A 13,870-nucleotide genomic window follows, 5' to 3' on the forward strand; every position below is an offset into this window, starting at 1 on the left:
TCCATATGATGAATTTTTACAACAGATTTAATTTACCATTTTACTAATATGTAAAACAATACTATCTGTATAATGTTATATAAGGTAAAATATGAATATAATTAAATGGAGGATGGGAACTTGCAAATTCAAGGTATTATCTCTCAGCTATTATTGTTTCCCGGAGCGCTTGAAAAATGGTCCTTAACGAAGTATGACTTTCTTTATATCAAAACCGATAATAACCTCGAAATACAAATAAACCGCTGCAACATTAGTTTAACTTCAGGAAACAGTGCAATATTTCAATATACTCACAGTCAGTTTTGCTTGTTTAACCCTGGTAATCAAACCATCAGTCTTCAGATAGTTAGATTCAGTTGTAGGACAGTTATACTCAAAGAGCCTTATCTAACTGGATTCGATCCTTCTCCTTTTGATTTAATTTTAGAAAATAAGCATTCCATTGATACCAATACTATAGCCGTTATGTCTTTCTTAGAGAACCTCCAGAAACCCAGTACTTTGGAGAAAAAGGACCAAATAGATGCGAGACTTATTCAGTTAAATAGATTCATTAGAAAAAACTATCAGTCGAACATAACATTACAAGACTTAGCTGAATATGCTGGCGTCCATCCAACGTATCTATGTAACACTTATTCCAAAGTGTTTAAAACATCCCCTATTTACTTTGTGAACCAATTGAGAATTAACAAAGCAAAAGAACTACTAGCAGAAACCGATTTATCCATTAAAGTCATAGCATCAAATGTTGGATATAATAGTTTGTCTCAGTTTAGTTCTATTTTCAAAAGATACTGTTTGAAATCTCCAAGCCAATATAGAGAGGGATTGGCCAGCAATCATTCCATACTGCAATAATTACGCAAATCTATTCAAGTATACTTGAACACATTTTTTCTTTTTCTAAATTAGGTTTCGCATTGTACATAACGATTCAACAAGCTTTACCTTAAAACGTTAAAGACCTAATTTCAACATTACAGGCCTCCTTGGATTTTTATGCAATAAAAAAACGCACAACTTCGCGAAAGCGATATCATGCGTTTTGGATGCATAAAAGTTTAAATTCGTTGTTAGTTTAAGACTGTAACCCGTTGATTGAACAATGGCTTTAAAAAGGAACGATACCCCTGTGTTTCGCCAAGTTCTTATTGTCTTCACATACTAAAAGTGTTCACAATGTTCTTCTTCATCCTGATAAATACAACTTACCAGTCCAATCATGTCGCTGTAATTTTATCATCTCATTTGTTGAGTACATAAACACAGATACATTGAAGAGTATAGATTTCATAAATTACGTTCATTTTATCTTAAGATCTTCCAAAATAAAGCTTTATGATGTTTTAGGTGCTTTTATAATGTAATTTTCGTATAGAATACCAAAAACCAAAAGCGGTAATAGTGCTGATACTCCCAAAACCACATTTGTCTGAAAGAACGACTGATGGATGAAATAAAATACAACACTGATTACGATAGCAATCAACAAATACATAAGATTTAAGCCAATGGCATTTATTTTCCCCTTAAACAATCTATCTCTCATCCACACGATGATCGATGTACTGACTATGGAAAGCAGAAAAACCGGAATGCTAATTAAGAATATATAGAAAATACCTGTTGTGAATGCATTATCTATCCCACCATCACTTTGTGGCCCTGCAAAAATCAGAATGGTGTACAAGACAGCAGCTGTTAAAGCAGTAATTACATTTGAGAGGATAAACCGTCCTAGATGTTGTAATCCTGGGCTAGTACCGTTCAAAATGAAGCACCTACCTTATATTTTTTCAATTCACTTCATTATATATGATTATTTGGAATCAGTCATACTTTTACTGGAAAAAACCTCTACATTTTGTATATGAACCACAATTTTTTAAGTAGAACTGATCAAACGAACCATATTATAAATATATCGATCCCCACCAATAAAGCTGTTGCTCCACGAACCGTTAGTTTGTACACGAATTGCGGATGAACCCGAACCATCAAGAACAATGGTATTAGTAGGATCTAAGCCAATGTGCTCAATAGAGGCTTTTAGATCATTGATGGTGATAGCGTCTGGTGTTGCAATAAGATATACATCATCGCCTTTCCATGCGATCGCTGTTCTTGGCAGTGGTACATTGAATTGAGCAACACCCCAGTCAGAAGAAGTAAAACTGTTACCTCCAATAATTGTTTTAACATTGCTATACTGGGCAAAAACCTCTGCTGTGTTTGTAGCATACATATATGCTGCCTTGGTTGTCCCTCCACTTGTATAGATGACCAACGTCTTACGAGCAAAGAGTTGATTGGATGATCCGTTCCGTAAATAATTTTTTGGCAGTGTTCGGGTTTTAAGTGGTGAACCGTAGTTTACAGAGACATTACCGGTATCTGTAGAAGAGTATGCGATAGATCTTCCCTCAAGCGGAGGAATATTGTAGTTATCATTCTCTGGGAGGAAGAAACCACCGTTGATACCCATAAAAGAAGTCTGCGACATCGGTTTTAAGATCGTTTCACTTTTGATGTTGGAAAGTTTCGTTTTGATATACTTCATACGTGGACCGTATGGAGAAAAAATCGACAGTGGTGCTCCTTCAACTTGTTTGTATTCATAGTTAGTAGCCATATAATAATTCCCCTATTCAGATTAGATTAGAGAAATGTAATTAAAGAATGGGACTTGTTCTATAGCGTCATTCCTCCGCCTAGATAAGTCTTAATTACCTTCTCATATATAAGGGTAATTTAATTGTTTATTTAACAACCTCTAATCATAAAAAGTTGTGATAACAGGCTAAAATTATCGAATCTAGATAACATAGTGTCCACAGTTTGTATGAGGCCAAATGCTGGCATTACCAAAGTAGCGAATGTGTTCGTCATTAACAAATTAGCTGATCTGTCTACGCCTACTAGTTGGATTGAATGGGCTATCGGAGGCATTAGCCTCAAACTTCAAGAAACTGTTACTAGCGAAACGGCATTCAACACCCTGCTGAAAGATGAAAAAGGCAATGTTGATTTCGGAAACAACAAACGTGCTGCGATCGGCTATAAAGCTGATAAAATTGTCCTGGCTGTAATGAGTAAAGCAAACGATTGTACGCCATTAGAAGCAAGAGGTATCATGAAGTCTCTTGGATGTACAGATGCTATTATGCTGGATGGCAATACAGCCGCACAAATTCGTGCCAAAAAATCAGATGGTACAAACTACACTTCTGGTGGACCTCGTCTTGTATACAGTATCATTACTGTCAACGGGGCAACTTGGTCTTAATCCTTCGGTTTTTCAAAGGGAAATCGCTTTATGATTTCCCTTTTTCCTATTCCTTTTGAACAATAAATTGTAACTTTTTCCATCATCGTAGCGACTTTATCTATATAAGTTTTTTAAAGGTGGGATATCATACTAAAATCATTTGCCTTAACAGCGCTGTTAACTTCATTTATTCTTCTTACGGCGTGTGGTGTTACAAACTCACCAACCGAAGAACCAACGAATACGATGAATACAACACAGAATTCAGTACCTGATACATCTAAAACTCCTGAGGCTGAAACGGAGTCTTCAACAAATTTTAAACCTGGTATTAATATTGATTTTAAAGAGGCGGAATCCTCCCTAACGGAAGACGAATCCCCTCTTCTCGATGTACTTAAATTGAACTTAAAAGGACTTGTTGAGCATGACCACAATTTGTACCGATCCGGATTCGTCACCGAAAAATTGGCCGATGCTATGGATGGGTATTATAGTGAAGAATTCCAATATAATTTTTCAACAATTGAAAGCATTGAAAAAGTGAATCGATCAAAAACCAAGTGCATATTACAGTCCTTGGGGAACGTTTGGATTCCAATACAGATACGATTGAAGAAGTGAAAATGATGTACGCGGTCCGGAAGAACAATGAAAGTATATGGTCCATCTATACAATTGATTAATTCATGAGTGCTGAATTCCGCTAAACGGGTACCTTTGAACATATGGTGAATTTATGATAAAGATGATGTTTTAGGCTAGAACGTGTCGGTCATTAAGCTTGAGAAGTTGACCGCTATCGTAAGACGACAAGAACAAGTCGCAAAAACACAAAGAATCTGCATGATTGGTCGTTTTATCAGTTGCAAATGTTCATCCCATACAAGGCGGCACACGCTGGAATCCAAATCGCGGAAATTGATCCAGCCTACACTTCGCAAATCTGCCCAGTATGCAGTAGGCGGAACAAATCCAATGATCGAACGTATCGTTGCATCTGTGGGTATACAGCACACCGTGATCGAGTAGGTGCGATCAACATCATGCGTCAACCTGTGGCAGATGGTAACAGTCTGATTTGGGACGGGATATTGAACGAGCCCTTAACTTAGCAGCTGGGCAAAGCAGAAACGGATGCGCCCTAGAATTAGCTAGGAATCCCACCTTTCAAGGGTGAGAGGCTCAAAATAGTGGAAATGCCCTTAGTACAGGCGTTGTAAGAAAATTCATATACTGAATCTAGTTTGAGCAACATCACATGGGACATCGGTGGATACAGTCTATTCCCGAATGTGTCATAACCTATTGATGCAGCAGTTTATACTGTAATTAATGGTACAGGCGACGCAAACGCATGTGCTGACGGTAAATCCAAAACTTAAAACGCTTATCGCTTTAGCCCTAGCAGTACTGCAATTGGTTGATATGGATCTCTGGTTAGCTGTGTTCCAATCAGAGAATGCCTAAGAAGTACGTCGTTTCATGATTAGCCGCGGCTGCAAACCTGGCTATTATGCTGGACGGTGGAGATTCATCACAGATGAAGTATGCCATTGTCCATAACGGTTATCCTATGATCCAGGGTAATATTCACGATGGTCGCTGTAGAAGCAACTGGATGGGTATAAGGCTCGACACAAAGAAGCAGTCCCCTATGTCGGGACTGCTTCTTCTTTAATCTGTTCTTTAGTCTGTGCCAGAGATAATCCACTTGTCATCCGTTTTATCAAACACAAATAAAGCTATTCCAGGCTCTTGTTTAGTGTCATATTTTATCGTAGTTCTCACACTACCAACGTTTTCAGACATAAAGTTAATAGACTCAAGTTGAATACTCTCTACTTTCATCGGAGTTAAAGTCTTCATATGGTTAGGATTAAACAGTTTTAAGAATTCATCTTCGTTCCCTTCATTTCTATATTTTGTTGATAGATTTACTACTTTAATCATCTCTAGCTCGTCACCCTCATAACCAGCTTCATCGATGTATACATTTTTCTCCTCTTTCACTTTATCCTTTTCCTCTGTATGATTAGGCTCTTGATCTGTTGATTGAACCGGTTCTGGAGCCTTCGCTTCATCAGATCCACAACCTGCCATTAGAAGTACACTTAAAATAAGGCTACTAGCCACCAGTCCTTTTATTGTAAGCATCTGAATACTCCCCTATCTAAAGTATCTTCATTACAATAGACGCAAATAAACCCAATTAGTTACAATTTTTATTTTGTTTAGACTCTCAAAGCATAGAAGCGCAAGTCTTATTCCTGTATTTGAGGTGGATAAATTGATTTTAATACGATTAAACAAGTTTATATATTTAATTTCATTCAACGGTTGTTAGATCACTTTGGTATTTACCTTTATATATGAGAGAGAAAATAGTGGCCGCTAAATTTGATCTTACAATATTCTAAACATGGAGGTTTTATTTATGACAGTAGCTCAACATATTGCATACACCCATAACGGTAACACCGTGCACACAATTAAGACAGATTTAGCAGCTATTTCTGTGGTTGATGTTGGTTATAAATCAGTGAATGACCAAGCGTATTTCGGTGTTAATGGTACCTTTTTCAATGGTGCAACTTTAGTCGGAATTGCTATTCAAAATGGTAGTGCAGTTCGATCTGGAGGTTCACGTACAGGTCAGGCATGTGGCACTTTAACTAAGCGAGGTACTATGTTCTGTTACAACGGAGGATCTTCAATCACAACAGGTGTAGTTGACTATGCTAGCGAAGCAAATTTGAGCAATGTAAAATGGGCAATTGGTGGATACAGTTTGTTTCCGAATGTATCATATGCAAACTCTGATGCGTTCTACATAGCAATTCATGGCAAGGATGCTTCAGATGACTGCTCTAAGGCCAAAGCAGGAAGTCAAAATGCATATCGTTTTGGCCCGACGTTAAAGACCAAAAGAACAGCAATTGGTTGGGATGGATCAAAGATTTGGCTCGCTGCCTTTGCAAGTGAAAATGCTTGGGAAGTTAGACAATTCATGATTAATCGTGGTTGTAGCCTAGCCGTTATGTTGGATGGTGGAGGATCAACACAAATGAAATACGCTAACGTTCGAAACGGGAACCCAGTTCCAGCTAACTTTGACCCTAGTAACGAAAATAGACCAATTTATACGATGGTTAGAGTTGCTGCAACTGATTGGGTTTAAAATCTAAAAGCGAGCTTACTCTGAGTTTAGTGTAAGCTCGCTTTTTTAAACTTATATCCGTGAATTAATCAATATCGTAGATCTTCCATACTCCTTTGGTTTTATGAAAAATGTACATTGTTGAACCTGGTGTAGAGCCTTCTGTTGTAACTGTCGCAATAATTGTCCCCTGAGATTCTGAAATCTCACCGATACTGTCAATTTGCATATCCGCAATCTTTTTAGAGTTCATCTGATTTATAGGCGTGTTTGGTTCATCACTGACAAGATCCATATAAGCTGCTTGGTCGCCTTCATTTCTGTACTTAGTAGATAAATTCAATAACTTTACTAGCTCTTGTTCTTCGCCCTCAAATTTCGATTCATCAACAAATACTTGCTGGTCTTCTTTGACTTGCTCCTTTTCCTGTGTTTGAGCTGGCTCTTGTTCTGTTGATTGAACTGAGTGTGGAGCCTTGGCATCATCAGATCCACAACCGGACATTAAAAGTACACTTAATACAAGGCTGCTAGCCAATAATGCATTTTTTATATTCATCACAAAATCCCCCTATCTTAAATAACCTTCATCACAATAGACGTAAATACATCCAATAAGTTACATTCCTTTTCTTTAGACTTCCAAGTATAGAACGCAAGTTCCAATTCTAAGTAAAGGTTAATTTTCAAAACTCTTTCAAGACATGAAAAAAGGATATTTTTTCACTTTCACAGAAATAAATTGTGAGGTAAAAAACATGAACCATACATATAGGGTGCTGAAGGAAGATATGGATTTCTTTGTAATGCAATGAGGCAGAATCAGGTAATTGGTAACCAAAGCGATTCTGGCCAAATTGCCACAGTTTACTGAAAGTCTGCTCGATGACGTTCTCCTTTTTTGAACCTGCAAGCGCATATGCCATATAACCAACTGCCATCTGAGCCCATGCTGTCGTGCGGTTTGGAAAATATAGTGTTCAAACGCGTGCTGGAGTGGTCAAACGGCAGCGTTACCGTTGTAAATCCTGTTTACAGACGTTTAACGACCTCACGAATACCCCTCTCCAACGCACACGAAGACCTCATCTTTGGGTTCGATTCATTGAATGTATGATTGATGGCTTTTCCCTTCGTAAGTGTGCTGAAATACTGCACGGAGAAGTTACGCACGTGACCTTATTCTACTGGCGACATAAAATCCTTTCCGCTTTGAAACAAATTCCAACCGAAGCTTTCCAGGGTATCGTCGAAATGGACGAGACTTATTTCTTGTTCTCTGAAAAAGGTAAACGGAACATAGCTGACCGTAAACCTCGTAAACGTGGCGGTAAAGCCAAATATCGTGGCATCAGCAACGACCAAGTATGTGTACTGGTAGCCCGTGACCGTCAGAAAATGACTTACTCTGGCGTTCTTGGACGTGGGCGTATTCGGACAACGAAATTGGATGAGGCAATTGGTGGTCGTTTATCTGACTCAAACGTGCTTTGCACGGATTCGTGGAGGGCATTTAGCTCTTATGCGAACTCAAAAGGTTTAGCTCATTACCGATTCAAATCCGATGGAAAACAGCGAGTTAAAGGCGTATATCATATCCAAAATGTAAACAGTTATCACAGCCGTCTGAAAAAATGGATGGACCACTTTAACGGGGTTGCGACAAAGTATTTGCAACATTATCTTGCTTGGTTTCGCTACTTAGACAGCAAGGATTATGAAAATACAACATCAAACAAGAAAAATATGCTTGTTGCTTCATGTCTGTTTAAAGTAAATGAGACGAATGCAAATCTTCGCACAGCATCTTCTGTTTCTTAAACAAACAGAAATTTATGAATCACAATAAAAAAGATTACACGGAGGATATAAGATGGAAATCAGAAAGTTTCATGTTTCGGATATTAGTCAGATTGTCATGTTGTTCTATGAAACAGTTCATTCTGTAAACAAGAAAGATTATACACAAGAGCAACTTGATGCATGGGCATCCAAAGATGATGAGGAGCTTAGATTGGAGTCTTGGAAAGATTCTATGAGTAACAATATTACATATGTTGCCTTAATCGACGGCAGAGTTGTCGGCTTTTCTGATATGACCCATAAAGGACACTTGGATAGACTGTATGTCCACAAAGATTTTCAAGGGCAAGGGATTGCTTCATCGTTAGTGAGCGTTCTTGAATCTGAGGCAAATAGATTGGGTCTTACTGAACTGGATACTGATGCAAGTATCACAGCAAAACCATTTTTTGAACATCACGGATACCAATTAGTTCAGTCACAGTGTGTGGAACGAAAGGGTATTAAGTTAGTTAACTTTAAAATGATTAAAGAGTTACATTAAACGCCTGTTTATATGCTGGGCGTTATTCTTTGGTCGTAAATCAACAATGAAAGAAAACAAAGCCAAAACTAAAAAGCCGCTATATTAGCGACTTTGAATGGAACCTCGTTATTGTTTCGCGATTATTTACGCATTTTTTTCAACCACCTTTTGAATGAAGGTAGAGCGGTGTTCATGAATTGTGGAAGCGTGACACTGAGCATCCTTTTTATTACTTTCCTCCAACATGAAACACAGCAATAACAGTTTCACCATCAACATCAAACATCGGAATATCACGACCATCTGGTGATCTACTGTTCTGTATTGCAATGGCTTCCTCAGGTGATTTTGGTAGCTCACCGTCTAAGTCTTTTTTTAGCACATATCCTGCAGTGCCACCCTCACCTATAGCACTTATTAATTCAGGTTCCGTTTCTAAAGAAGTAGCATCTGCGCTTGAACCGTATGTTTGTCCGTTTTTATTTTTAGGATAGTTCATATTCTTAGCGCTAATATGAAAAGAGCCAATTATGGTTTTCCCATTAACATCATACAGTGGGACATCACCAGGTTCACCGAGATAATCTTTTTTCAGCAAAAACCCCTTAATACCATTCACACTTCCTGCATAGATTAAATTAGGTAGCATTTCAACGGAGGTGTCTTCTGCAGCATAACCGTATGTCTGTCCGCGTTCATTTTCAGGATAATTAGCAGAATTGGTGTAGCTTTGATTAGTCGTACCTTTAGCATATGTGTTTTGGAACACCATTACGCCTCCCACTCCACAAACTATAAAAATCACACTTATCAATATTCTATTGCTTTTATAATACATCCTCACATTTTTGCTCCTTTCACACTCTTCAATCTATAACCGTTCATCCCAATCTTTTCACTTCACATACTACACCAAATAATGGAAGTTGAGCAAATCTGCCCGGTAGCTTAAAAAAGAGCTAGATACCAAAGCGTTTTACTTCTCAACAAGTTAGTTGTCTCATAACGATGTGAAAAATGGCATGAATCATGGTACATATTGAGGTTTTAACTGCATAAGTTCAATGTTTAGATACATCTAATCGGTAATCGGTACAAGTTAGTAGATCATTACACAAGTCCATATAATTAAATAACCGCTCTCCAATGCAATACTTGGAGAACGGCTACTACGTAAAGGTATCTTTTGAATTTATCTACTTAACATTGCTGTGAGCAAAAATTATGTTTGTAAACTTTACAAGTCAAGAAGCACTCGGAGTTCATGTTCGGTTATCCCAGTAGCAGATGCAATTTGTTCAATGGTCATTCCCATCTTCAGCAAATTCTTAGCTGTTTCAATTTTCCCTTCAATCTTACCTTGTTCGGCAGCATGCTCTTCTCGAGCAATTTGATCAGCGACTCCTTTTTCACGTAGTTCTGCCATCCGACGAATTTCTTCGTCAGCACTTAAGAACATCAGCTTTTCGTCGGCACGTTTAAGGATCTGGTCCATGGTGGTGACCTCCTTTAATTTTTCTTCCGAAAGATCTCCCTGTAAGAATAATAGCCATCGATGTAAAGGGTTATTCATTTCTTGCTCTATTTCCTTAAATTTTGGATACTCAATAAAATGAATCTCCATAAGATCAGTCAACTTTACTCTTGATTCATCCTCAAAAAGATGATATTGGGAATGATAAGGAACCTTTTTAATCAAATTAAACCCAAGAATATTAATTACTATGGTCTTACGCAAACTGGAGTACTGAGCTCTTCGTAAAATTTTCAATGTATAACTTCGACCAGTAAAACAAGGTACGCGGAATCATATTATTTTGGTTACGTAATTGGACCTCAATATTAATCTTATCTCCGTTTTTACATTCAGCTTTAATATCAAGGAAACCTTGCTTATCATTTATTTTTTCAGGAGTCAGTTTTTCTTCTTGTATTTGAACATCAACAATATCAGAACTCAGAATAGCATTAAGAAGAGCAATTAACATATCTTTATCATGATTCTCACCAAATAGTCGTTTGAAAACTATATCATTTAAGGGTTTTAGTCTATTAATCATTAGATTCCTCCTAATATGATTTTACCACATTGACCCGCTCAAATCATCTAGCCCATCTGTCGCCTGAATCGGGGTAATTCGTTATTTGACAAACTCAGTTTTGGCTCTGTTGGAGCAATCTTGTCAATCTTCACGACCACCTGAGCAGACTCACCAATATTCCCTGCAAAATCTGTAGTACGAACTTGATATGTCCATAAACCGGATTCCGTTATTTTCAATGAATCTACATATTTGATCCAATTTGTTCCCTCTTTTGTGTACTCATTATGAGCAGGGGCACTTTCCAAATCCGCGCCTAAAGTCGCTGTTAAAGTAACATCTTAATTCGTCCATTCCCAGTTAGATAGAGACACATCTGGTAGTTCTGGAGCTGTCATGTCGATCTTGATCGTCTGTTTCAGTTCCGTCCCGACATTACCGAACTTGTAAGTTGAAACAACTATTAACTCATATACTCCTGCATCAGTTAGTTCAAATGGGTCTATATAGTCTATCCATGATTCTGAGTTCAGTTTATATTGAGTCTTTTCGGTTCCAACCCCTGAATTGATACCAGGAGTAATAGAGACAGTGATCGTTTCGTTGGCCCATTCTTTATTTGGCGTAACAGATACTGCTGCTTTTCCTGGCCCAGTCTTATCGACCATAATCGTTCCGCTGAACGTTACACTATCTACCCCGCCCTCACCATCGCTGGCGGTAATTTTTATATCTCTGTAGATTCCTTCTGGTAGATTAGCCCAAGTTAATTCCCAGGGCTTGGCTACACTCGTATTCGTTTTAACTATTTGCTTCTCTATACCACCAATAGTAGCCTTAATGGTAATTGCATCACCGTCTGCATCATATATGCTTCCAATAAGCTTAAGAGTTGAATTAACTTTACTTACTGAAATATCTGAATTCTCTACAGATAATACGGAAAACATATTACTGGTAACTTTCTTTATATACCAGAAACCATCACTATGTAGCCCATCGTCAGGATAAGTCTTAGCGACATCTAGGATATTACTTTGTTGTAAAGTGTCTTTCACCTTGACGGTACCATTTGGCACTGCAGTATACGAAGTAGATTGAACGCCGTCCAGATTTGTAACAACATTCTCTGTCATTCCGAACGAACCTACATTGTACAAACGAGTTCCAGCCCATGTTGGGTAGGTTGGAGCTGTTTCATATTGGCCAACACCTGAGAAACGTCCTGTTGTGGTATCAAACGTATAATTACGATATCCGTGAATGTTATCAGGATTTGTTTTATATGTTGTACCCCTAGACTCCTTGTAGCCTGATACATAGTCTTTTGTGCTGTACTTGTCCCAATAATAAAGTGGGGTCAAATCTACAGTCAGTGCGGGGCTGTATAGGGCCCTAACGTTTCCACCTCTGCCATCCTCTACATAAACTCTAACTGTAGAATAAGTTCCGCTACTGTTAAACTCAGAAGTCCTCCAAACCAAACTCCAAGCTCTAGGCGTTGTTGTCTCATTTACTACTATTTGTTTCGTCACGCTACCTATAGTAGCGTAGACTGTTAGTGTGTCATTATCTGCATCTAATACTGTGCCTGAAATAGAGAAAGTATCATTTCCTGGCTTTAAATTTATTCTTTTTTCCACAGACGCTGGAACACTTAAAACTGGTATAGTATTGGGAACTACCCCTGACTTGGTGTACCAAGTATCCATCGGTATGTACCCCATCATCCGAGTACGTACCTTGTTTAGCTTTTATATTGGATTGTAAAAGAGTACCTTTCGTTTGCTTTTGAGGTGATGCACGCCAATATAGATGTTCCTCTTTATAAGAGTTGTCACCTGTCTTAGTGAATCGTATAACAGTGGGATCAGACCAATGAGGGTAATACCCAACTTGGTAATTGAAGTTAAGTTATTAAATGTAGTCCCTGTGACGGATGAGGTTTTAGCCGCTTCATTAGCACTAAACCCTGTATAAAAAAGAGGTACATTCGGATAACCAGTTGTTTCTCCACTCCCACTCCAAGAATAAGGCAATGGGGTTTCTACTCTATATTTATTCCAATAGTAATAAATGTCGTAATTACTTTGGCGTTCATCTGATGCATAAGTTTTTGTTGTCGAAATGATGAGCGTAATCAATGTCAAACATAAAAATATGATTACCGACTTGTATAGATATTTCCGTATCATAGTATCCTCCTTGGCAAAATCCTTATGTTTTAGCTGATATATGCTTCGTTTTAATTGATAAAAGGAAAGAAAGTTACCTTACCAGGAATCATGTCATCAAAACTATTAGGACAGAACCTGGTATATCCTTAATAGTAGGTATCCGATTACCAATGTGTACAAGATTGCTATCGGGTTCAACAAAAGTAGTACCGAATTCCATACTCATAATTCCTTGAGTATTTTCGTAAAGTAATCCCTTTTCCTTTGTAGTACTGCCATTCCCGCCTACCGATACAGATAGACTACTTACCAATAAAAATGTTGCTAAAAATACAGATATACCCTTCTTAAACTTTCCCATACTCACGATCCCCTACCTCTGACGTATTGATAAAGCATGACTAACGATCGCTGAGCACTATAAATATAAAAACAAAAAAGCACACAATTATCCCTATGTAAGGATAATTGCGTGCTTCGCAATTTATAGTTATTCATTTATTACAACTTTAACATTAATGAAAATATCTATCAGCATATTATCACTTACCCAAAAAAGATCTACGCGCTACATGAATAAGTAAGTTGATCGAATGAAAGGCCTGAACAATAAATGTACACGTGACAATCAAATAAATCCCGTTGTTAATTCCTGTTCAAGTCAATTGGTGTGTTATTTCTGCTGTCGAACTCAACATTAGCCTGTTCGAGAAGTTTAGATCTGCCTTAAATACTGATCGTTAACAGTTTTTGGGCTGATATAATGGTCGAAAACCTATTTGTACTGTTTGATGAATTCAATTCTCCAGCTACAACGACTCTGCAGCCCTTGTTTGCGTATAAACAGTTTTGAATCTCTTCATTTAACGTTGTATCAGTAAACTTTAA

The 13,870-nt window shown here is 37.8% G+C and carries 14 protein-coding genes and 3 pseudogenes; 7 read left to right on the top strand and 10 right to left on the bottom strand.

Annotation, left to right across the window (positions count from 1 at the left end; all coding sequences use genetic code 11):
- The first annotated feature begins 120 nt into the window (after positions 1–120).
- A complete protein-coding gene (locus BLS14_RS30505; RefSeq protein WP_176854883.1) occupies positions 121–864 on the top strand; it encodes a helix-turn-helix domain-containing protein in 744 nt (247 codons plus the stop codon).
- 478 nt (positions 865–1,342) lie between these two features.
- Here BLS14_RS30505 and BLS14_RS30510 read toward each other — a convergent pair whose 3' ends face one another.
- Positions 1,343–1,777: a hypothetical protein gene (locus BLS14_RS30510; protein WP_090955635.1), complete on the bottom strand. Its 435-nt coding sequence runs from the start codon at positions 1,775–1,777 to the stop codon at positions 1,343–1,345.
- Between the two features lie 114 nt (positions 1,778–1,891).
- Complete coding sequence (locus tag BLS14_RS30515; RefSeq protein ID WP_090955637.1) at positions 1,892–2,638, bottom strand: phosphodiester glycosidase family protein; 747 nt, start codon at positions 2,636–2,638, stop codon at positions 1,892–1,894.
- Positions 2,639–2,848: 210 nt separating this feature from the next.
- Between BLS14_RS30515 and BLS14_RS30520 the strand changes: the two genes are divergently transcribed.
- The 3 genes and pseudogenes from BLS14_RS30520 to BLS14_RS30530 form a co-directional block, all read left to right on the top strand.
- Entirely contained in the window at positions 2,849–3,292 is a 444-nt protein-coding gene (locus BLS14_RS30520; protein ID WP_090955639.1) for a phosphodiester glycosidase family protein, read from the top strand.
- A 228-nt stretch (positions 3,293–3,520) separates the two neighbouring features.
- Complete coding sequence (locus BLS14_RS30525) at positions 3,521–3,898, top strand: hypothetical protein (protein ID WP_090955641.1); 378 nt, start codon at positions 3,521–3,523, stop codon at positions 3,896–3,898.
- A gap of 144 nt (positions 3,899–4,042) precedes the next feature.
- Positions 4,043–4,389, top strand: a pseudogene (locus tag BLS14_RS30530) (RNA-guided endonuclease TnpB family protein); the annotation flags it as partial.
- 574 nt (positions 4,390–4,963) lie between these two features.
- On the opposite strand, the gene BLS14_RS30535 reads toward BLS14_RS30530, so the two are convergent.
- Complete coding sequence (locus BLS14_RS30535; RefSeq protein WP_090955643.1) at positions 4,964–5,431, bottom strand: hypothetical protein; 468 nt, start codon at positions 5,429–5,431, stop codon at positions 4,964–4,966.
- 280 nt (positions 5,432–5,711) lie between these two features.
- On the opposite strand from BLS14_RS30535, the gene BLS14_RS30540 reads away from it, so the two are divergent.
- Entirely contained in the window at positions 5,712–6,455 is a 744-nt protein-coding gene (locus BLS14_RS30540; protein ID WP_176854885.1) for a phosphodiester glycosidase family protein, read from the top strand.
- A 64-nt stretch (positions 6,456–6,519) separates the two neighbouring features.
- Here BLS14_RS30540 and BLS14_RS30545 read toward each other — a convergent pair whose 3' ends face one another.
- Positions 6,520–6,993 carry a hypothetical protein gene (locus BLS14_RS30545; protein WP_090955646.1) on the bottom strand — a complete coding sequence of 158 codons (474 nt, stop codon included), beginning with the start codon at positions 6,991–6,993 and terminating at the stop codon, positions 6,520–6,522.
- Between the two features lie 395 nt (positions 6,994–7,388).
- On the opposite strand from BLS14_RS30545, the pseudogene BLS14_RS30555 reads away from it, so the two are divergent.
- Together BLS14_RS30555 and BLS14_RS30560 are read left to right on the top strand one after the other, a co-directional pair.
- A pseudogene (locus tag BLS14_RS30555) lies at positions 7,389–8,255 on the top strand (IS1595 family transposase); the annotation flags it as partial.
- 52 nt (positions 8,256–8,307) lie between these two features.
- Entirely contained in the window at positions 8,308–8,781 is a 474-nt protein-coding gene (locus tag BLS14_RS30560) for a GNAT family N-acetyltransferase (RefSeq protein ID WP_090955649.1), read from the top strand.
- Between the two features lie 211 nt (positions 8,782–8,992).
- Here BLS14_RS30560 and BLS14_RS30565 read toward each other — a convergent pair whose 3' ends face one another.
- From BLS14_RS30565 to BLS14_RS30585, 6 genes and pseudogenes are all read right to left on the bottom strand, one after another.
- Positions 8,993–9,601, bottom strand: coding sequence for a hypothetical protein (locus tag BLS14_RS30565; RefSeq protein ID WP_143021611.1), 609 nt, complete (start codon positions 9,599–9,601; stop codon positions 8,993–8,995).
- A 399-nt stretch (positions 9,602–10,000) separates the two neighbouring features.
- A pseudogene (locus BLS14_RS33660) lies at positions 10,001–10,823 on the bottom strand (Rpn family recombination-promoting nuclease/putative transposase).
- Positions 10,824–10,870: 47 nt separating this feature from the next.
- Complete coding sequence (locus tag BLS14_RS32875) at positions 10,871–11,044, bottom strand: Ig-like domain-containing protein (RefSeq protein WP_176854888.1); 174 nt, start codon at positions 11,042–11,044, stop codon at positions 10,871–10,873.
- A 102-nt stretch (positions 11,045–11,146) separates the two neighbouring features.
- Entirely contained in the window at positions 11,147–12,517 is a 1,371-nt protein-coding gene (locus tag BLS14_RS30575) for a hypothetical protein (RefSeq protein WP_090955653.1), read from the bottom strand.
- A gap of 42 nt (positions 12,518–12,559) precedes the next feature.
- Positions 12,560–12,955 carry a hypothetical protein gene (locus tag BLS14_RS32880; protein ID WP_176854890.1) on the bottom strand — a complete coding sequence of 132 codons (396 nt, stop codon included), beginning with the start codon at positions 12,953–12,955 and terminating at the stop codon, positions 12,560–12,562.
- Positions 12,956–13,088: 133 nt separating this feature from the next.
- Complete coding sequence (locus tag BLS14_RS30585; RefSeq protein WP_090955657.1) at positions 13,089–13,343, bottom strand: hypothetical protein; 255 nt, start codon at positions 13,341–13,343, stop codon at positions 13,089–13,091.
- Between the last annotated feature and the right edge of the window lie 527 nt (positions 13,344–13,870).

The organism is Paenibacillus sp. OK060 (genome assembly GCF_900101205.1).
In the GTDB taxonomy this organism is placed as follows: Bacteria; Bacillota; Bacilli; order Paenibacillales; family Paenibacillaceae; genus Paenibacillus; species Paenibacillus marchantiae.